Raw genomic sequence first — 20,440 nt, forward strand, 5'->3', positions numbered from 1 at the left:
GCAGGTGCATCACCCACCTAGAAGACTGCTGAAAATCTTGTTGTTGGGGCTGTCCGGCTGTGGGCCGGGCGGCCCTTTCCGCTATGCGGTGGCGGGGGTGAGGTGCCAGGTGGTGTTGGTGCGGGTGAGTCCGAGGTTGATGAGTCGGCGGAGGTTGAGAGCGGCGGCGCGGTGGTGGAGCCAGATGTTGTTGGCGATGACGCCTCGGTAGGAAACCCGGCGGTTGCCCTTGGCGACGAGCCAGGCGATGGCGCGTTCGACGGGTGGCCGCCATCGGCGGTATTCGTCCTGCCATCCGGCGTCGGTGGCGGCCTGGTGGCGGGCGGCGGCCAGCAGTTCGTACTGGGGGTGGACGTTGAGGGTGCGTCCGGTCTTGGAGGTGGTGCAGCGCTCTCGCAGGGGGCAGCTGGTGCATGCGCGCTTGAACTGGGCGGTGCGGGCGCCGTCGGCTTTGGTCTGGCCGAGGTTGGCGGTGTGTCCGGCCGGGCAGGTTGCGGTGCCCGCGGCCTGGTCGATGTGGAAGTCGTCGATGGTGAACCCGCCGGGGACGGCCTGCCGCAGCGGTGGCGGTTTGATCACCAGGGTGTGGCCGTCGGCCTGCAGTTGTGCGCGCAGGTCGCCGGTGCCGTAGGCAGAGTCGCCGAGCACGGTTAACTCGCCGTCCTCGTCGGCCAGCAGATCGCCGGCCACGGCGGCCTCGTGATTGCCGGGACCGTAGCCGCTGGTCAGGGCGACAGCGGTGAACAGGCCGCTCTCCGGCTCGAAGGACGCATGCCCTTTGAAGCCGTCCTGGTGACGGGTGCGGTTCTTGTGGATGTGGCGTGCGTCCGCATCGACGGTGGACACGGTCCGGTCCGCCACCGTGCGCTTCGCGACGCGCCAGCGGCCATCGCGCCCGTCGGAGTCCTCGGCCGGCTCCACATCCTGGCCCGCGACCAGGGCCAGCAGGCCGACCGCGTTCGCCGCCTTCTCGCCCAGGTTCTGCTCGGGCAGGTGCCCGAGCAGGTTGACCGCGTCGGTGACCAGCGCATCGACCAGCGCGGCGCGGGCGGCCTCGTCGTCCCAGGCGATCCTCGGCTTGCCCGGGTCGGTGTAGTCGTGCGCGTGGCACCACCGCGCCGCGGTCTCCCCGGCCCCGGGGACCTCGCGGATCACCCGGCGGATCGCGGAGATGATCTGGGTGACGGTGTCCTGGGTGGCCACCGCGTCGTCCAGCACGGTGGAATCCAGCGCCCGCCGCTGCCTGCCCTTGAGCACACCGGTCGCGGCCACGACCTCTTTGACCTTGGTGAAGATCCGCGTCGGATCGGCCGAGTGACGCAAACGGCGCCGGAAGTACGTCAGCAGCGAGGGATCGAAAGCGGTGTCGTACAGCCCGAGCCCGCAGGCCGCCTTCCAGCGCAGGTCACACCGCAGTTCCTGGACCGTCTCGAAGTCCGACAGCCCGTGCAGGCTCTGCAGCACCACCGTCGCGGCCAGGACCTGCGGCGGCAGACTCGGACGGCCGTTGGACGACGGATACATGTCCGAGAACATCCCCGGCGGGAACAGCACCTCGCGATGTTCGGCCAGGAACGCGAACACACTGCCAGCCGGGATCAACTCCCGGCAGGTCTCCCACACATCCGGCCCGACCATCTCCCCGGCCCATTCCCCCTGCATGCATACAAGACTGGCCCCAACTCCACCGAGCCGGGGCCAGAACCGAGATTTTCAGCAGTCTTCTAGGGCCGCCAGGGCACCACAGTCACCGTGCCGTCGGCCCGCCCGCTGGCCACCGAAGCGGCATAGCCGTCCGGCGACCGCACGCTACGCACGAACCACTCGTGACCGGAGCCCGGCACCCGCGCCGCCCGCCAGGTGCCGAAGACGTGCCCGGTATAGCGCGGCGGCGTCCGGCTCAGGCCCGTACCCGCGGCCTTCACCAGCGCTTCGGCGCGCGTCCACTGCTCGAAGCCGTGGGTGTTGCGGCCGCCCTGGACGCAGGGGATCCGGCTCCAGTCCATGTCGGCCCTGACCCGCTCGATGTCGACGCCGACGGGTACCTCGGCAGAGTCGCCGACAGCGATGAGCGCGTACGCCGCCGAGTGCGACAGGCTCGCCGACAGCGTGGTCCCGTCGGGCGCGAAGGGCACGGGCTTGCCGTGCCCGTCGTCACCGCAGCGCGCACAGAACCGGCGGAAGCCCACGTCGGCAGGGGCGACCCCGAGCGCCTGCCCGAGCACGGTCCGGTACACGTGGTGGACGGCCAGATACCGCATCCGGTCACCGCCCCGCCGGAACCGCGCGAAGCGCTCACGCTCGGCCGGGTCGAGAACGCCGTACGCCTCTTCATGGGGAACAGCGGAGGCCGCCGCGGCGATGGACACAGTCCAGACCCGAATGAGCCCGGAACAGCTCACCGAACCACCAGCCGAACGACTCACCGAACCGCCCGCCGAACCGCCCACCGAACCACCAGCTGAACGACCCACCGAACCGCCCCCCGAGCGACTCCCCGAAGCGCCCACCGAACCACTGGCCGAACGACTCCCCGGCCCACTCCTCCCCGGCCCACTCCCCGTAGCGACAAAGACGCCGCTCACGCCGCCGACCCGCCCGCCAGGATGTGATGCTGAAGCTGCCGCAGGTCCTCGGAGGGCTCCAGCCCCAGCTCCTCGGCCAGCACGGCCCGTACGTCATGGAAGGCGCGCAGCGCGTCCCCGCGCCGCCCGCACCGGTGCAGCGCGTCGATGAGGCGCGCGTGCAGCCACTCGTTGAGCGGGTCGACGGCGACCAGGCGGCGCAGCTCGGGCACGAGCTCGCGGTGGCGGCCGAGCCCCATGGCCGCCTCGATGCGCAACTCCTGGGCGCGCACGCGCAGTTCCTCGATACGTGCGGCATGCCCGGCGAGTACCCGGCCCTGGCCGACATCGGACAGAGTCCGCCCACGCCACAGCCCGAGCGCGGTGTCCAGGCGTTCCAGGGCCTTCTCGCGGCGCCCGGCGCGCAGCTCGGCGCGCCCCTGCCCGTACAGGCGGGTGAAGTTCTCCAGGTCGAGGCGGCCCGGCGCGGTGCGGAGCGAGTACCCGGTGGCCTCGGTGGAGATGACGTCGCGGACGGCGCCGGCGCCGAGCTCGCGCTCCAGCTCCTGGCGCAGGTGGTAGATGTGCGTGCGCACGGTGCTGACGGCGGTGGGCGGCGGCGCCCCGTCCCAGAGTTCCTCGACGAGCGTGTCCACCTCGACGATGTCGTGGGCACGCACGGCGAGGAGCGCGAGCAGCTTGCGCACCTTGGGCCCGCGTGGCCGGTGCGTCACGCCGCCGCCGACGGCCTCCAGCGGGCCGAGGATGCGGAAGCCGACGCTCCCGTCGGGTTCCGAGGCCGTGACGCCCGGTATTCGGAAGCGGGCCTGGGTGTCGCGCATCGTGGGTCCCCCGTTTCTGTCGGAACTGCTCATGTGATGGGCTGGGCGAAGGTGACGAGATGCGCCGCGTACTGGGTGACCATGAAGATCCGGTACGGCAGCCGGCGCCGGGCGCGCGAGTCGTCGCGGCGGGCGGTCAGCGCGGCGGCGCTCAGCGCGAGCGCCCCGCACAGGACCACACCGGCGGGCGCGAGCAGCCCGTACGCGGCCGTGGCCACGGCGCACACGAGGAGCGCGGCGCCGATCCCCACGGCGCTCAGCGACACGATGAGCGCGGTGACGGCGCGGCCCCAGACGACGGTCCAGTTGCGGCGGCCGTGCTTGGCGTCGCCCTCGGCGTCGGAGAAGTCCTTGGCCACCGCGCCGACCATGCCCATCCACAGGCACATGGCGGCCGAGAAGGCGAGCAGCGCGGGGGACAGGGGCGCGGTGCCGCTCAGGGCGCCCGCAGCGTAGGCGAGGGCGCCGCTGGCCACGACGACGGCGATGGTGCCGGGGGTGCGGCTCTTGAGGGCGAGGCGGGGCGCGGAGTACGCGTATCCGAGCAGCAGCATGCCGGCGGTGACCAGGAACATCAGCGGACCGAGCACGGCGCCGCCGGTGAGGGCGAGGGCGGCGAGCACCCGGGCGGTGGTGCGGGCGAAGCGGACGGGCAGGGCGCCTCGTGCGATGGGCCGCACGGAGCCGTTGGCCCGGTCCTCGTGGATATCCGTGACACCGTTGTAGAGATAGGTGAATGAGACGGAACAGAACCAGACGGCCGCGCCGAGAACGAGTGACGGCCGAATTGCCAGGTGGGACACGTAAGAAGTGGTTCCGGCCGTACCGGCCACCAGGAAGCGCAGCAGAAAGATGACCTGCACGGCATACCTGGATTCCTGTGCGCACAGGGCCAGGAGGCGGAACTTCCCCAGGGCACCGGCCGATTTTCCGGATGGCGGAGTCGTGGTGGTTATCAGGGTTTTCGCAGGCGTCGCTGTCGACATACCTGCGAATCTAATCCGAGTGAGGGAGAGGTGACAGACTCTCCATGGGCCACGGGGATACTCCCTAAGATGTATCCCCGTGACTCAACCTGCCTATGGGTTGGGCGATTTCGCGTCACGTCCAAGGCCCTGCGGTCTTCTGATCAGCTGCGCGTCCACCGCTTTGTTAACGGCGTCGATACGTGATACGGCGTGGAGTTTCTCGAAGATGTTGCGCAGATGTCGCTTCACGGTGCCTTCGGTAATCCGCAGCCGGGTGGCGATCTGACGATTACTCAGAGCGGCCGCCGCCTGCGTGAGCACTTCCCGTTCCCTGGGGGAAAGGGTCTGTTGCGGCTCACTGAATCCGGATTCTGGAATTCCGCTGCGGGGCACGGCGATCGTCACGTGCGGATCGCGCGCCGCGGTATTCCGGATCGCCGACAGGAGTGACTCGCGCGGCACGCTCTTGTGCAGATAGCCGCGCGCGCCCCGGGCGAGCAGCTCCTGCACCAGCTGCGCGTCGTTGTACATCGTCAGCATCAGCACGTGCAGTTCCGGGAAGCGCCCCGTCAGCTCGCTGACGACGCTGGGCGCGTGGTGATCGGGCATCTCCACGTCGAGCAGCACGACCTGCGCGCCCGTGCGCTCCACCAGATCGCCCAGGCCCTGCGAGGTGTCGACGTCCGCCACGACCCGCAGGTCGTCCTCCGCGTCGAGCAGCTGGCACAGGGCGGTGCGCAGCAGGGAGTGGTCGTCGACGGCGATGATGCGGATCGGCTCAGCCGTGCCGTGCCGTCCCTCGTCCGTCGTCTGCATGTTCCTCCTCGTCCAGGGGGACGGACAGCTCGATGGCCGTGCCGTGCCCGGGGGCACTGTTGATGGTGAGCCGGCCGGCCAGGAGCTGCGCGCGCTCGGTCAGCGACGCGAGCCCGTTCCCCTGCCGCTGCCCCGGTACGAAGCCGACGCCGTCGTCGTGCACGGACGCCTGGACGTGACGCGCGTCGACCCTTACGTCGATGGTGACGCGGGACGCCGAGGCGTGGGCCAGCGCGTTGCGCAGGCACTCGCGGAGCATGATGAACAGGTCGTCGCTGACGCCGCGGGGCAGCAGGTCGTCCGGGTCGTCGACATGGATCTCCACCACGGGTTCGTCGATCGCCATGGCGCTGACGAACGCGGACAGGGCGAGCTGGAGCGAGCGGCACGTGTCCGACCTGGTGCGCAGCTCGGTGACGATGTCCCGGGTGGTGTAGAGCGTCTCCAGGATCGCCTGCTTGAGGCTGCCGAGCCGGGCGTCAGACGAGGCGGCGTGCTGCGTGAGTTCGTAGAGCTCGAGCTGGCGCAGGGCGAGGCTGGCGGTGCTGCCGATCCGGTCGTGGATCTCGCGGGCCATGCCGTGCCGGCCCTGCTGTGCGGCATCACGCACGACGTCGAGCAGGAAGAGGTCGTATCCGCTGGAGCCTTCTTCGAGGCGCCGCGTGATCGCGGACTGCAGAATGGGCGGCACCTTCATCAGGTAATGCTCGGAGCCGGGCCGGTCCGCGAAGATCCGTCCCAGGAACTCCATGGTGATCTGGAAGAACATGGATCCCGCGCGGACCGAGTGGACCGGCGGAATTCCCTGTGAGATCCGGGCGCCGCCGAGACGCCGGGTCTTCTTCATGAGCTGGGGATTGAGCGGCGCTTCGGTGCCGCACCGCAAGGCGTGCACGCATTCCCCGAGAATGTGCTGGGCCTGCTCGCGGCAGGATGTCCAGGCTTCCTGATCCATGCCGAGCGGATTGTTCTGCTCGAGCAGAGCGCGCCGATAGGCGTCGAGCAGTTCCGCTTCCAGTGCCTGTAATTCCGCAGCGAGCGTCGCGCCTTCAGGATCCGGAGTCTCCCCCTGGATTTCCTGCGGCGATGCGTCGTGCACGTTTCCTTCCCCCCGTCGATACCCGTCGCCGCTTCCAGGTCCGGACTACGTTGTCAAGAGGGAAGACGGTTCGAAGATCGGATTGAGCATGCCTCGTGCCGCGACGGGGTGTCAAGCGACAACCGGGATACTCCGCCGTATAGGCGCGGCCTTCAACTACCTGTATTTACGGGCCTGCTGACAAGGCAATCCAAGGCGGCTTCGTCAGCTCTCGCGGGCGCCATCCACGACTTCGTCGTGAACGGAACGCGCAGTTTCCCGACCCATCACGTCCGTGGGCCCGCCACGGGTCGTATCGCCTGTTTCGGCCAACTTCTGTGCCGAGCATGAGAAATGTTCATGAATCAGCCGGCGCAGCGCGGAAAGCGCGACGTCGCCGAGCACGGTGCCGGACACCATGCTCGCCGCGGCACTCTCGGGGTCGGGCTGCCGGCGCAGCAACTGCACCTCGATGTCGACGACCCGCTCGAGTGCCTCCGCATACGTCTCCAGGAGCCGCGGCAGATCGCGCTGTTCCAGCCATTCACAGGTGACCAGGACCTGGGTGAGCGTCTGCCAGGCCGGATTGTCCGGGCTGACCTGCCACGACCGCTGCTCGGCGAGCGCCGTCGTCCGCTCCTTGGCGCGCTCCCACTGCTGATCCTGCGACACGGACCCGCGCGCGGGCAGCGCGTACTGGACCGCGCCGAGCAGCTCGTGCAGCGGCGGCGAGGTGTCGATCCGCCCGACGATCTGCCGGATCGCCGCGGGGGAGAGCCCCCCGACATCGAGCAGCGTCCGCACGAGCGCCACCCGCCGGACATGGGACTCGTCGTACTCCTGGGACTCGTCCAGAGCCGGCAGGAGCTCCATGCGCAGATAGAACCTGAGCATGCGGTCGGGGACGCCGGTCCGGCGGCTCAGATCGGAGAGCTGCGGCACGTCTCACTCACCTTCGGGCCAACTCGGCTGAACAGCCGTCTACTTCGGGGTGTACGGGCGGATCCGTGCGGAATGGCGAGGGGAATCAGCGGGACCATATGCAGCATCGGAACACGGGCACAAGGCGGCCCGAGTGAACTCGATCACCACTACAACCAAGGAAGTACCCGCGCTGCCCCCTGAGACCGGGCCGATCGCCGCTTGGGCGTGTCGGGGGTGGTACCGGCGGGGGCGACCCCCGGATCCGTCGGTGCGGTATCGCTTACGTCACCGCTACGGCCGACTCGCTAGCGTCCGGCGGACCCCATGAAAAAAGCCCTCCCTGAGGAGGGCCGGCAACCCGGAAATATGTGGTGCCCCCGGCAGGACTCGAACCTGCGGCCAAGCGCTTAGAAGGCGCCTGCTCTATCCACTGAGCTACGGGGGCCGGTGTGTGGCCAGTGGCTCGGGACGGATGTGGGGGAGATCCGTGACCTTGCCGGGACCAAGGATAGGGCTCCCGGATCCCTGTCCCTGCTGCTTCGCCTCCGTGGCACGATGTGGAGGTTCGGTGAAGCGGTCCTGATAATCGCAGGCAGGTACGAATCCTGCACCGCTTTTGGCGTCTCACGCCCCGGGTGTTGTGCACTCGTTATGCCTGCGCCCCAGTCGTCCCTTCCGTCCCATGGACCGGATGGGCCGCATCGGCGCGCAGAGACGTCCATATGCTTCAGAAAGCCGCCAAAATTGGGCATTCTTCGCATGTGGTGACCTTGGACGTACGGCCTCAGCTGCTCGACGCACTCTCCGCGCTGCGCGACCGTGTCGCCGCCGCGCGTTTTCCTCTCCCTCTCCCGGGGGCGCCGCGTGCGCGCGCCAACCGGGCAGAACTCCTCGCGCAGCTCGACGACTATCTCGTGCCCCGGCTGCGAGACCCCGAAGCCCCCTTGCTCGCCGTGATCGGCGGGTCGACCGGCGCAGGCAAGTCGACCCTCGTCAATTCCCTCGTCGGGCGGAAGGTCAGCGAGGCCGGGGTTTTGCGGCCCACGACCCGCACCCCCGTACTCGTCTGCCACCCGGAGGACCACCGCTGGTTCTCCGGGGCCCGCGTCCTGCCCGACCTCACCCGCGTATGGATGCCACGGCGACCCGACGACACCGAGCTCGGGGCCTTTGTCCCCGCCGACGACGACGAAGACGTCCTGCGCGTCGAGACCTCCGGCAACCTGCCCCGCGGGCTCGCCCTCCTCGACGCGCCCGACGTCGACTCCCTCGTCGCCCACAACCGCGTGCTCGCCGCCCGGCTCATCAGCGCCGCCGACGTCTGGATCATGGTCACCACCGCCTCCCGCTACGCCGACGCCGTGCCCTGGCACCTGCTGCGCAGCGCCAAGGAGAACAACGCGACCCTCGTCACCGTCCTCGACCGCGTGCCCCACCAGATGGTCACCGAGGTCTCCCGCCAGTACGGTGCCCTGCTCGCCAAGGCCGGACTCGGCGACGTACCGCGCTTCACCGTCCCCGAACTGCCCGAGTCCACCGGCGGCGGCGGCCTCCTGCCGGCCTCCGCCGTCGCCCCCCTGCGCGCCTGGCTCACCCACCGCGTGCAGGAACCCACCGCCCGCTGCACGGCCATCGCCCGCACCGCCAACGGCGTCATCGACTCCCTCCGGGTCCGCACCCCCGGACTCGCCGGCGCCGTCGCCTCCCAGTACGCCGCCGCCCTGCGCCTCACCGCCATCGTCGACGAGACGTACGCGAGGGAGGACGCGCGCGTGCGCACCCGGCTCCAGAGCGGCGGCGTGCTCGCCGGGGACGCCCTCAAACGGTGGCGCAGCTACCCCCTCGACTGCGCGCCCGCCGAACTCCTCGACGCGCTCACCGAGAGCCTCGGCGCGCTCCTCCTGTGCGCCGTCACCGCCGCCGACGAACGCATCGACGAGGCCTGGCACCGCGACCCCGCGGGCGCGGCGGACGGACTCGCCGCCCGGGACCCCGACCTGGAGACCGCGGAACACCGCATCGGCATGGCCGTACGCCGCTGGCGCCGCGTGCTCGAGGAGTACGCGGAGGAACAGGTACGCACCCTGGACACCGCCCCGCCGCCCGACACCGAACTCGTCGCCGCCCTCCTCGCCACGGCCCTTCTCGGCGGGAACCGCGCCCGCAGCGCGGGCGAGAGCCTCGCCGAACGCATCGGCGCCCAAGGGGCCCTGCGCCTGCGCGACCGGGGCGGGCGGCTGCTCACCGACTACCTGGACAAGGTGCTCGCCGTGGAGCGCGAACGCAGGCTCGCGCCGCTCTACGCACTCGACGTACACCCCGAGTCCCAGGCCGAACTGATCGCCGCGCTGTCCGTACTGCAGAAGGAGAGGTGACCGCGGTGACCGCCGTCACGGACCACACCGAGCACGCCGAACACACCGATGGCACGGAACCGGCCGGGCGGGTGGATCCGCCGAGGGGCGACGCGGACGGCTCCGGCGGCGCCTGGGACGACGGGCTCATCGCCCGGCGAGTGGCGGACTCCGGCGTCTTCGACGTGGAGGACGTACCCGACCCGTACGCCCACGAGGACGAGCTGCACGACGCCGACACGGAACTCGTCGCACGCCTCGACGCGCTGCGCGAACTCGTCGGCCTCTCCCGTGCCCGCGTCGACGGCGCGGCCCTCGCCGAGGCGGGCCACGTGCTCGACCAGGCGGCCGCCCGGCGCCGGCTCTCCCACCGGCACACCGTCGTCGCCATCGCGGGCGCCACCGGCAGCGGCAAGTCGACCCTCTTCAACGCCCTCGCCGGCGTGCCCCTGTCCGAGACGGGACTGCGCAGGCCCACCACCTCCGCGCCCATCGCGTGCAGCTGGACGGACGGCGCCGCGGGGCTCCTCGACCGGCTCGGGATCCCCGGCCGGCTGCGCCGCCGCCCGCTCCAGGGCCAGGGCCCCCAGGGTGTGGACGCGCCGCTCAAGGGGCTCGTCCTGGTGGACCTGCCCGACCACGACTCGGCGGCCGTCGCGCACCGTGAGCAGGTCGACCGGATCCTTGAGCTCGTCGACGCCGTCATCTGGGTCGTCGACCCCGAGAAGTACGCCGATGCGATGCTGCACGAGCGTTATCTTCGGCCCCTGGCCGGCCACGCCGAGGTCACCTTCGTCGTCCTCAACCAGGTGGACCGGCTGCCCGGCGAGGCCGCCGACCTCGTACTCGACGATCTGCGGCGCCTTCTCGACGAGGACGGGATTGCGCTCGGCGAGCACGGTGAACCGGGCGCGACCGTGCTCTCCCTGTCCGCGCTCACCGGTGACGGTGTCGATGAACTGCGCGAGTCCCTGGACCAGTTCACTAAGGAGCAAGGCGCCGCCGCCCGCCGGATCGCGGCCGACATCGACGCGGCGGCGCTGCGGCTGCGGCCCGTCTACGCGACCGGGCGCAAGAGCGGGCTCAGCGAGGATGCCCGCGAGGAGTTCGCCGACCGGCTCGCCGACGCCGTGGGCGCCGAGGCCGCGGGTCAGGCGGCCGAGCGAGCCTGGCGCCGCAACGCCAACAAGGCGTGCGGCACCCCGTGGCTGCGGCTCTGGCGCTGGTACGAGGGCCGGGGCGCCCCGAGCGCCACACTGACGGTCAGGCCCGCGCCCTCCGACGAAGAGGCGACGGCGCGCCAGCGCGTGGAGCACGCGGTGCGCATCGTGGGCGAGCGGGCGTCGGCGGGACTGCCGGGGCCCTGGGGACAGGCGGTGCGGGAGGCGGCTACGCGGGGAGCGGAGGGGCTTCCGGAGGCGCTCGACGACCTGGCGGTCTCGGCGGGGTCGCCGCCGCCTCGGTTGCCGAGGCCCGGCTGGTGGCCGGTCGCGGTACTCGCCCAGATCTCCATGACGATCGTTCAGGTCATCGGCGGGCTATGGCTGTTGGGGCAGATCATCGGCGTCCTCGATCCGAACCTCGGGGTGCCGGTGCTGTTGATGCTGTGCGGCATCGTCGGCGGACCGTGCGTGGAGTGGTCGTGCCGGATGGCGGCGAAGGGGCCGGCGCGGCGCTACGGGCTCGACGCGGAACGGCGCCTGCGGGAGGCGGCGGCGGGGTGCGGCCGGGCCCGCGTCCTCGATCCGGTGGCCGCCGAGCTGCTGCGGTACCGCGAGGTCAGGGAGCAGTACGTGAAGGTGACGGGGTGAGGCGCGGCCCCCACCCCCACCCCCACCTGGCCTCGGCTGGGTGACGGGGTTTTCCACAACCGGCCAGTAGAACACAGGCTTCAGCGGGCTCGTCCCGGCACAGGCAGTCTGAGATCGCGAACCCGGAACCGACCGGGAACGCGGTGCGGACGAGGCCGTGCGGGACGGGCCCGCACGCGTCCGTGCGCAGGGGAGGGGTGGACCGACATGAGCGAGACGACGGTGACGGTCGTGGGGAACGTCGCGACGACGCCGGTGTACCGGGAGCTGCCGAAGGGGCCGGTGGCGCGGTTCCGGCTCGCGGCGACAGCCCGGCGCTTCGACCGGGTGCGCAACGAGTGGGTGGACGGGCACACGAACTTCTTCACGGTGTGGGCGTGGGGCGCGCTCGGCACGAATGTGCAGGGCTCGCTGTCCATCGGTGAACCGGTGCTCGTCCAGGGGAGGTTGAGGGTGCGGGACGAGGAGCGGGGCGGGCAGCACTGGACGTCGGCGGACATCCAGGCGTCGGCCGTCGGGCACGACCTGTCGCGCGGGACAACCGCGTTCCGGCGTGCCCGGCAGGGCCGGCCGGGGGGCCAACCGGACGGCGACGAGCCGTCGTTCGAGATCGATGCGCAAGCGGATGGTGAACCAAAGGAGCAGGGAGAACAGAGCGAACGGCGAGAACCGGCCGCCGTCGGCTGAAACAGGCCGATGAGCCCTCGGGTCGAGACGCGTTGCGAATGCGGCCCGAAGTGCGGCTTATCGGCGAATGAACACCGGTTCCATGCCGTTGATTTGTCGATAAGCCAGCGCCGTAATCATTAGCGGCGATAACGATTCCGAGTCGGATCGCTCTCGTACCCCTCTGACCTGGGGACTGTGGTGCGCGGCTTCCTTAGGATGCCGGGCGTAGCCCACGGGGCCATTGATTCGGACGTCTGCTCAAGCGTCTGACTCACACATCGTTCTGTCGGCGGGACGTCACCCCCCTCGTGCCAATGTCTCCCGCCTGAAGGGGAATTCTGTGTTCTCTGCGGTATCTGTGTTGTCGGCGGTCACCCCTCGCGGGCGGGGCGCCGCCCGCCTCGCCGCGGCGGCCCTGGTGTCCGGACTCGTGGCCACCGCCGCGATATCCGGCGCTGGTGCGGCCTCTGCGGACGAGGTCCCCCAGCAGCAGGGCGGCGCGACCGCCACGATCGGCGGGCTCAAGACCTACGGTCAGGCCGTCATCCACGACCACGGCCAGGACCAGCCCGTCTCCGCCGGACTCTTCGAGATGTCCGTCGACAACGGCGGCACGCTGCAGACGTACTGCATCGACATCCACAACCCGACCCAGCGGGACGCCAAGTACCAGGAGACCCCCTGGAGCGGCACGTCGCTGAACGGGAACGCGGACGCGGGCAAGATCCGCTGGATCCTGCAGAACTCCTACCCCCAGGTCAACGACCTCGCCGAGCTGGCCCGCAAGGCCGGCGCCGGCAGCCTCACCGAGAAGGACGCCGCGGCCGGCACCCAGGTCGCCATCTGGCGCTACTCCGACGGCGCGGACGTGGACGCGGTCAGCCCCGCGGCCGAGAAGCTCGCCGACTACCTGCAGAAGAGCGCCCGGCCCCTCGCCGAGCCGAAGGCCTCGCTGAACCTGGAGCCCTCCGCCGTCTCCGGCCGCGCCGGTGACCGGCTCGGCCCGGTCACGGTCCGTACGAACGCCGACAGCGTGAGCGTGACGCCGCCCGCCGACGCGGCCGCCAGCGGGGTCAAGGTCGTCGACAAGGGCGGCAAGCTTGTGACGTCCGCCGTCGACGGCGGGCAGCTGTTCTTCGACGTCCCCGAGGACGCCGCCGACGGCACGGCCGCGCTGACGGTGCAGGCGTCGACGACCGTGCCCGTCGGCCGGGCCTTCGCCTCCGAGACCCGCAGCCAGACGCAGATCCTCGCCGGTTCCAGCGAGTCCACGGTCTCCGCGACCGCCACGGCGAACTGGGCGAAGAAGGGCGCGGCCCCCGCGCTGTCGGCCCAGAAGAACTGCGCCAAGGGCGGCGTGGACATCACGGCGACCAACAAGGGTGACGAGGCGTTCACCTTCGAGCTGATGGGCCTCGAGCACACCATCGCGGCCGGTGCGTCGCAGACGGTGACCATCCCGTTGCAGGAGGACCAGGCGTACGACTTCACGATCAAGGGTCCAAACGGCTTCGAGAAGCGCTTCAAGGGCGTCCTCGACTGCAAGACCGAGAGCACCACGGGCGGCGGTGAGCAGCCGTCGTCGCAGCCCAGCCCGGCCTCCGTGGGCGGCACCGGCACCCAGGCCGGCGACCTCGCCGAGACCGGCAGCTCGAACGCCACCCCGATGATCGCGGGCATCGCCATCGCCCTCGTGGTGATCGGCGGCGGAGCGGTCTTCCTGGTCCGCAAGAAGAAGGCCCCGGCCCAGGACTGACCCCCACCACGCCCGACCTCGGTCCCGGCCCGCCTCCACGGCGGCCGGGGCCGTATGCGTTCCCGGCCGCACCCGGAGCGTCACCAAGAGTGACGCACGCCACGCGGTTTCCATCCGGTGCCAATCCCCCCCGCGCCCTGGAGCTCTTTCAAGCGGCGACTGCTGCAGGGCCTCCAGCGCGGAGGCCCTGCCCTGGGGCCTAGGGCACGGCGTATTTTCGGAATGCCGAGGGCACTAGCAGCCCCCATCGACTCTGCCCAGCTGAGACCCCGTATTCGCCGACGGCCTCTGGCGCCGTGGACCATTCGTGCACCGGGCGCCTGCTCCTGGCAAGTTGCAGCTCGCTGATCAGGAAAAGAACGCGACCAGCCGAAAGACCCTCCGGAGCTGGCACCTGGCGGTGCCCAGGAGGACACCAGCGAGGGCGGCTCGAGCTTTCCGTACGGTACATACAGCGGCCGAGCAGGAAGGCGCCCGCGCGGTCGAAGACCTCGGTGATGAACCGGCCGAAACCATCGTCGTCGTACGAAATTCAGGGGGGAACTTCACGCCCGCCCGGGCTCCCGCAGCTACGTGCCATCGACCAAAAGGACGTCCACACCTTGGAGAGGTGCTGGGCGGGGAACTCCCGGTTGGCAAGCGTCTGCTCGCGAATGGCCTCAGGCAGATCAGGCATGGCAAGGAGCCGGTCGCACGCTTGGTAGGAACCCTCCCAGTCCCCGACGCAGTACGCAGTGATCGAGAACTCGAACAGCAGCCCCCATCGGTACACCCAGGGGCTGACGAACAGCAGGTCGTCCGGAACAGGCCGGTTGAGACCGGCGGAGGCGAAGGCATGTGCAGCCCGGTAGTGGCCCATGGAACGCAGCCTTGAGCACAGTTGGTAGCAGGCTTCCAGCCGCTGGGGCCGCGTCTCCCAGGCGTGCACAAGCGCATCCATGGCGCCTGGCCAGTCGCCCGTCTCGGCCTTGAGGACACCGGCCTGGAGCTGCGAGAAGTAGACCTCTTCCGGCCAGCCACCCATGGCGGCGCGACCCTCGAACAGGGCGATGGCCTCTTCCTTCCTGCCCATGTCTCGCATGGTTTGAGCCAGGTAGAAGACAGTGCGGGGATTGTCTGGGTCTCGCTTGAGTTCGGCGCTCAGCAGACGTGCGTCACGCTCGGACTTGTCGTGACGCGATCCTCCGTCGGCATGGTCCACGATGACCAGAGCGTCGAGTTTCGACTGATCGGCCGGCTCGTCGGTGGTGAGGTATTCGTGGGTGACACCCTCGTAGCGCCAGGCGATGTCCCCCCTGACCAACCGCCTGATCCAGTACTCGAAAGCGCCTTCATGCCGCAACATGTAGGCGTCGGCCGTCAGCGGCGGCAGCGCATCGTCCTGTCGGATCTCATGGTCGGCATCGAGCAGGAGCAAGTAATCGGCCTTCCCGCGTGCGTGACTGATGTTCAGGCTGCGGTTCTGACCGAAATCGACCCACGGCTCCTCGTGGAGCTCGCCGGGGATGTCCCTGAGTGCGTTGCGGATCATCTTCTGCGTGCCGTCCGTGGACCCGGTGTCGGAGATCACCCAAGTGGTGATGAGGTCACGGACCGACGCGAGGCAGCGTTCGATGGCGGCGGACTCGTTCTTTACGATCATGCATAGGCAAATGGACGGCTGCACGATCATCGCTGCTCCCTGTCGGGCTGAGCGCGTTAGTTGAGGGGAGCCTGGCCCGGACCTGCGCGATCCGGCGCAGGTCGGGCGGCAGCCCCCCTTAGGGGTGCGCACTACGCTAACTTCATTCAATTATTTCCGCGACTTCGGACCATACCCTCCGACCTGCTCTCAATGAGTGACGAGCCGATCTCCCTGGCAACCGATCCGCATTAGGTGGTCAACCAGGCAATCAACCAAATAATTGATTCAACGATCATCGGGGATGTTAACTAAAGCCTCCGACTGCTGAAGGCCCTCCCGGTGCGGAGGCCCTTCCCTGGGGCCTAGGCCAGGACCGGGCTCGTGCGTGGAGTTACCGAAGCAGGTCCGGCCGAGTATCAGGCGGTCAGACCCGTTTCGCTTCAGCCCTAGCCTAGGGAATTTACTGATTCGATCGTCGAATGGCAGAGATCGAGGCGGCTTGCATTTGCTGTCGCAGCAGATTTTAGTCCGCCCCCTGTCCCCGCTGGAGGCGCACATTGGTATGTTGCGACCGGCAACGGCCGCAGCGCCGAAATGTCAGGCCTCACGGTAGCCAGATTTCCCAATGAGTGTGCAACCCATAGGCGACTGAAGTTGCTGGGGAGGGTCGGATCGCACCCATCCACGGCAGGTCAGAGGGGTTGGAGAGGGCTGGTTGCAGTTCGGAAATATCCTGCCCCATCAATCAACCCAGGAGTTGCGCAGCACAGCTCCCAAATTGAATGCGGTCAGAATAATGCGCGCCACTGGTGCTTGCAACCCTAGGTGCGCCCGTGGAGTGGCTGAGTTAGCGTGATGTTGTCCGGACTGACACTTCTCCAGTCGCCGAGTTGAAGCGAAGGCATAAGGAGAGTTTCATGCGAGGGAAAGCAGCACTCGGTGCCGCCGCAATAGCCGCACTCGTCGGAGGAATTACCGCCAGCTCGGTGGGGCCGGCCTCCGCAGCGCCGAATCAAACATGCCAGGTCGCCGGGGGGACCCTGACAGGCTCGGGTTTCGCTCCCAACGGAGCATTCACTGTTTCGCCCGGAGGGGTGAGCGTGCCTTCCTCTTCCGACGGCCGTATCGGACCGACGGCTGTCACAGGCGCAGGGCCTTTCTCTGTAGGTTCCACGTCCTGCGCAGGAGGGGGTTCCGCAGGAAATGCAGCTGGGGCGTCCGCTGTCGCAGCAGCCGGAACGAGCGCAGCAAAAGCGGCCATAAGTGCAGGCGCCTCCCCGGCGCAGGCGAGGGCGCAGGGCGCAGCGGCTGCACAAGCCAAGGCGCAGAGCCTCGGTCTGCCGGCAACGGTGGTCAACCAGACGATCAACCAAATCAACCAAATCATTGGTTCAACAATCAACGGGCCAGTCTGTCAGGGCAATCAGCAGGGTGGCGGCAACCAGACGTGCGGGACGCCCACGGGTACGGGTACGGGTACGCCGACCGGTACGGGTACGCCCACGGGTACGGGTACGCCGACCGGTACGGGTACGCCCACGGGTACGGGTACGCCGACCGGTACGGGTACGCCCACGGGTACGGGTACGCCCACGGGTACGGGTACGCCGACCGGTACGGGTACGCCCACGGGTACGGGTACGCCCACGGGTACGGGTACGCCGACCGGTACGGGTACGCCCACGGGTACGGGTACGCCCACGGGTACGGGTACGCCGACCGGTACGGGTACGCCGACCGGTACGGGTACGCCGACCGGTACGGGTACGCCGACCGGTACGGGTACGCCGACCGGTACGGGTACGCCGACCGGTACGGGTACGCCGACCGGTACGGGTACGCCGACCGGTACGGGTACGCCCACGGGTACGGGTACGCCCACGGGTACGGGTACGCCGACAATGCAGTAGCCGGGCCGGTAGCCTGAGTGCGTCTTGGCGACGAAACCCCTGCTCGATGAGCAGGGGTTTCTCCGTTCTCGGAGCATGAGCGCGGAAGCGTGGGGCACTGCTGGTGACCGGGCCCCAGGCACCCTGCGGCAGCGCGGCAGAGCTCCGTCTGGGCCGTCTGTGGGCCGTGCGAAGGGGCTCGACAGTGACCGACGTCGGCAGCCAGTGACAGATCGGCTACCGAGGCGCACCAGGAAGGGCCAGGTCGTGGACCCCTGACCGTACTCGTTTCCCCCATAGGGTAGCCGTCAGGCAAGATGGGGTGTATCTGCCCACACATCGATTGCCGGACGGTTTCTCTTGGCTGAGTTCATCTACACCATGCGCAAGACGCGCAAGGCGCACGGCGACAAGGTGATTCTGGATGATGTCACCCTGAACTTCCTGCCCGGCGCGAAGATCGGTGTCGTGGGTCCCAACGGTGCCGGTAAGTCCACGGTGCTGAAGATCATGGCGGGCCTTGAGCAGCCGTCGAACGGCGAGGCCTACCTCTCGCCCGGGTTCAGCGTCGGCATCCTCATGCAGGAGCCGCAGCTCGACGAGGCGAAGACGGTCCTGGAGAACGTGCAGGACGGCGCCGCCGACACCATGAAGAAGCTCCACCGCTTCAACGAGGTCGCGGAGCTCATGGCGACCGACTACTCGGACGCCCTCCTCGATGAGATGGGCAAGCTCCAGGAGGACCTGGACCACGCCAACGCGTGGGACCTGGACGCGCAGCTCGAGCAGGCCATGGACGCCCTGGGCTGCCCGCCCGGCGACTGGCCCGTCAACAACCTCTCCGGTGGCGAGAAGCGCCGCGTGGCGCTGTGCAAGCTCCTCATCGAGGCCCCCGACCTGCTGCTCCTCGACGAGCCCACCAACCACCTCGACGCCGAGTCGGTGAACTGGCTGGAGCAGCACCTTTCCAAGTACGCGGGCGCCGTGGTCGCCGTGACCCACGACCGCTACTTCCTCAACAACGTCGCCGAGTGGATCCTCGAGCTGGACCGCGGCCGCGCGCTCCCCTACGAGGGCAACTACTCGACGTACCTCGACAAGAAGGCCACGCGCCTCAAGGTCGAGGGCCGCAAGGACGAGAAGCGCGCCAAGCGGCTCAAGGAAGAGCTCGAGTGGGTGCGGTCCAACGCCAAGGGGCGCCAGACCAAGTCCAAGGCCCGTCTCGCCCGCTACGAGGAGATGGCCGCCGAGGCGGACAAGATGCGGAAGCTGGACTTCGAGGAGATCCAGATCCCGCCGGGCCCGCGCCTGGGCAGCATCGTCGTCGAGGTCGAGAACCTCTCCAAGGCCTTCGGCGACAAGGTCCTCATCGACGACCTGTCGTTCACGCTGCCGCGCAACGGCATCGTCGGCGTCATCGGTCCGAACGGCGCGGGCAAGACCACGCTGTTCAAGATGATCCAGGGCCTCGAGACGCCGGACAACGGCTCGATCAAGGTCGGCGACACGGTCAAGATCTCCTACGTCGACCAGAGCCGCGCCAACATCGACGCGAAGAAGACCCTCTGGGCCGTCGTGTCGGACGAGCTCGACTACATCAACGTCGGCCAGGTCGAGATGCCGTCGCGCGCGTACGTCAGCGCCTTCGGCTTCAAGGGTCCGGACCAGCAGAAGCCGGCCGGCGTCCTGTCCGGTGGTGAGCGCAACCGCCTCAACCTCGCCCTGACGCTCAAGGAGGGCGGCAACCTGCTGCTCCTCGACGAGCCGACGAACGACCTCGACGTCGAGACCCTGTCGTCGCTGGAGAACGCGCTGCTCGAGTTCCCGGGTGCGGCCGTGGTCATCTCCCACGACCGCTGGTTCCTGGACCGGGTCGCCACGCACATCCTCGCCTACGAGGGTGACTCCAAGTGGTACTGGTTCGAGGGCAACTTCGAGTCGTACGAGAAGAACAAGATCGAGCGCCTCGGCGCAGACGCCGCGCGTCCGCACCGTGCCACGTACAAGAAGCTGACGCGAGGCTGATCGTGCGTCATATCTACGCCTGCCCCCTGCGCTGGTCGGACATGGACGCCTTCGGGCATGTCAACAACGCTGTCTTCGTGCGGTACTTGGAAGAAGCGCGGATCGACTTCATGTTCCGACTGGCGCCCGGGGACGGGTCGCCGTCGTTCTCCGGCGGGTCCGTCGTGGCCCGCCATGAGATCGACTACGTACGCCCGCTGGTGCACCGGCACACGCCGGTCACCATCGAGTCGTGGGTGACGAAGATCAGCGCCGCGTCGCTCACGATCGCGTACGAGATCAAGGACGAGGACCAGGTCTACGTGCGGGCCTCGACCGTGGTCGTGCCGTTCAACCTGGAGGCGCAGCGGCCCCGGCGGATCACCGCCGAGGAGAAGGCGTACCTCAAGGAGTACATGGACGACAGTGCCGACAGCGGCTCGGGGGCGCTGGCCGCATGACGGCACCCGTGCTGCACTTCGCCGACGCCGGGGAAGGGGCGGACCTCGCCGCCTTCCTCGGCCGGCTGGTGCACTACGACCGGGCCGCCGCCGTGCGGCTCCAGGCGGGCGGACAGGCGCTGGCCGTCTTCGGGCGGCCGCCGTCGTTCGAGGTGCTCGCGATCCGCACGGCCCGCCTCCTGAAGCCGTACGAGCACGGGCTGGACAGCTCGCTCGACGTGACCGTGTCGGCCGGCGAGCTGCTCGAGTCGATCGACGAGGCCGCCGGGACCGCGCGCGTGCCCGCCGCGGTTACGGGTCCTCCGTGGGCCGGTGTCCTGCCCCCTCGCGGCGGCTGGGAGCTGGTTCCCGGCTTCCCGGACGTGGACGTCGTACGCGGGCTCGTACGGGCCGCAGTCGCCGAATTCAAGGCGCGTGTCGAGGAGCTGGCTCCCGACGCGCGCACCCGCGCCGAACTGGACCGGATCGGGCGCGAGATCTGGTCGCGGACCATCGGCGACACCGGAGTTCCGGTGCGCGCCGCCCACGCGGCCCAGTCGCTCGGCTTCCTTCGCGGGGACGCGCTCGACCTCCTGAGCAGCGGCTCGTGGCTGCGGCTGCGCACGGCCTACGGCTCCGTGGCGCTGCGCCGCAGCAACGGGCTCTCCGGCCTCTTCGTGACGCCCGCCTGACCGACGGCA

At 69.3% G+C, this 20,440-nt stretch carries 16 protein-coding genes and 1 tRNA gene; 8 read left to right on the forward strand and 9 right to left on the reverse strand.

All coding sequences use genetic code 11. The features are described from left to right. Positions 1-81: 81 nt before the first annotated feature. From OG456_RS23570 to OG456_RS23605, 8 genes are all read right to left on the reverse strand, one after another. Positions 82-1,662, reverse strand: a complete 1,581-nt coding sequence (locus tag OG456_RS23570) for an IS1182 family transposase (protein ID WP_266564125.1) — start codon at positions 1,660-1,662, stop codon at positions 82-84. Positions 1,663-1,724: 62 nt separating this feature from the next. Further along, positions 1,725-2,369, reverse strand: coding sequence for a 4'-phosphopantetheinyl transferase superfamily protein (locus OG456_RS23575; RefSeq protein WP_266564127.1), 645 nt, complete (start codon positions 2,367-2,369; stop codon positions 1,725-1,727). Positions 2,370-2,581: 212 nt separating this feature from the next. Next, positions 2,582-3,406, reverse strand: coding sequence for an AfsR/SARP family transcriptional regulator (locus tag OG456_RS23580; protein ID WP_266564129.1), 825 nt, complete (start codon positions 3,404-3,406; stop codon positions 2,582-2,584). Positions 3,407-3,435: 29 nt separating this feature from the next. Then, entirely contained in the window at positions 3,436-4,269 is an 834-nt protein-coding gene (locus OG456_RS23585) for a UbiA family prenyltransferase (protein ID WP_266564131.1), read from the reverse strand. 216 nt (positions 4,270-4,485) lie between these two features. Further along, on the reverse strand, positions 4,486-5,190 hold the full coding sequence (locus OG456_RS23590) for a response regulator transcription factor (protein WP_266564133.1): 705 nt from the start codon (positions 5,188-5,190) through the stop codon (positions 4,486-4,488). Then, positions 5,153-6,289 carry a sensor histidine kinase gene (locus OG456_RS23595; protein WP_266564135.1) on the reverse strand — a complete coding sequence of 379 codons (1,137 nt, stop codon included), beginning with the start codon at positions 6,287-6,289 and terminating at the stop codon, positions 5,153-5,155. Before OG456_RS23595 ends, OG456_RS23590 begins: the two co-directional genes overlap by 38 nt. Positions 6,290-6,493: 204 nt before the next feature. After that, positions 6,494-7,210, reverse strand: coding sequence for a MerR family transcriptional regulator (locus tag OG456_RS23600; RefSeq protein WP_266564137.1), 717 nt, complete (start codon positions 7,208-7,210; stop codon positions 6,494-6,496). Positions 7,211-7,561: 351 nt separating this feature from the next. Beyond that, a tRNA-Arg gene (locus OG456_RS23605) sits at positions 7,562-7,637 on the reverse strand. A gap of 277 nt (positions 7,638-7,914) precedes the next feature. On the opposite strand from OG456_RS23605, the gene OG456_RS23610 reads away from it, so the two are divergent. The 4 genes from OG456_RS23610 (at position 7,915) to OG456_RS23625 (ending at position 13,782) form a co-directional block, all read left to right on the forward strand. Next, positions 7,915-9,567 carry a dynamin family protein gene (locus OG456_RS23610; protein ID WP_266564139.1) on the forward strand — a complete coding sequence of 551 codons (1,653 nt, stop codon included), beginning with the start codon at positions 7,915-7,917 and terminating at the stop codon, positions 9,565-9,567. 5 nt (positions 9,568-9,572) lie between these two features. Further along, entirely contained in the window at positions 9,573-11,357 is a 1,785-nt protein-coding gene (locus OG456_RS23615) for a YfjP family GTPase (RefSeq protein WP_266569402.1), read from the forward strand. 207 nt (positions 11,358-11,564) lie between these two features. Beyond that, a complete protein-coding gene (locus tag OG456_RS23620) occupies positions 11,565-12,044 on the forward strand; it encodes a single-stranded DNA-binding protein (RefSeq protein WP_266564141.1) in 480 nt (159 codons plus the stop codon). A gap of 322 nt (positions 12,045-12,366) precedes the next feature. After that, complete coding sequence (locus OG456_RS23625) at positions 12,367-13,782, forward strand: Cys-Gln thioester bond-forming surface protein (RefSeq protein ID WP_266564143.1); 1,416 nt, start codon at positions 12,367-12,369, stop codon at positions 13,780-13,782. 532 nt (positions 13,783-14,314) lie between these two features. Here the strand turns inward: OG456_RS23625 and OG456_RS23630 are convergent. Next, entirely contained in the window at positions 14,315-15,454 is a 1,140-nt protein-coding gene (locus tag OG456_RS23630) for a glycosyltransferase (protein ID WP_266564145.1), read from the reverse strand. Between the two features lie 1,399 nt (positions 15,455-16,853). Between OG456_RS23630 and OG456_RS23635 the strand changes: the two genes are divergently transcribed. The 4 genes from OG456_RS23635 to OG456_RS23650 all read left to right on the forward strand — a co-directional run bounded on the left by OG456_RS23635 (position 16,854) and on the right by OG456_RS23650 (position 20,431). After that, positions 16,854-17,333, forward strand: coding sequence for a hypothetical protein (locus OG456_RS23635; protein ID WP_266564147.1), 480 nt, complete (start codon positions 16,854-16,856; stop codon positions 17,331-17,333). Between the two features lie 322 nt (positions 17,334-17,655). Beyond that, positions 17,656-19,320 (forward strand): energy-dependent translational throttle protein EttA, encoded by a 1,665-nt coding sequence (ettA, locus tag OG456_RS23640; protein WP_266564148.1) that lies wholly within the window; start codon positions 17,656-17,658, stop codon positions 19,318-19,320. Then, on the forward strand, positions 19,320-19,760 hold the full coding sequence (locus tag OG456_RS23645; protein ID WP_266569403.1) for a thioesterase family protein: 441 nt from the start codon (positions 19,320-19,322) through the stop codon (positions 19,758-19,760). The genes ettA and OG456_RS23645 overlap by 1 nt, the downstream gene beginning before the upstream one ends. After that, entirely contained in the window at positions 19,757-20,431 is a 675-nt protein-coding gene (locus tag OG456_RS23650) for a hypothetical protein (protein ID WP_266564149.1), read from the forward strand. The genes OG456_RS23645 and OG456_RS23650 overlap by 4 nt, the downstream gene beginning before the upstream one ends. The last annotated feature ends 9 nt before the right edge of the window (positions 20,432-20,440 follow it).

The organism is Streptomyces sp. NBC_01446 (assembly GCF_026340095.1).
Taxonomy (GTDB): Bacteria; Actinomycetota; Actinomycetes; order Streptomycetales; family Streptomycetaceae; genus Streptomyces; species Streptomyces aureus.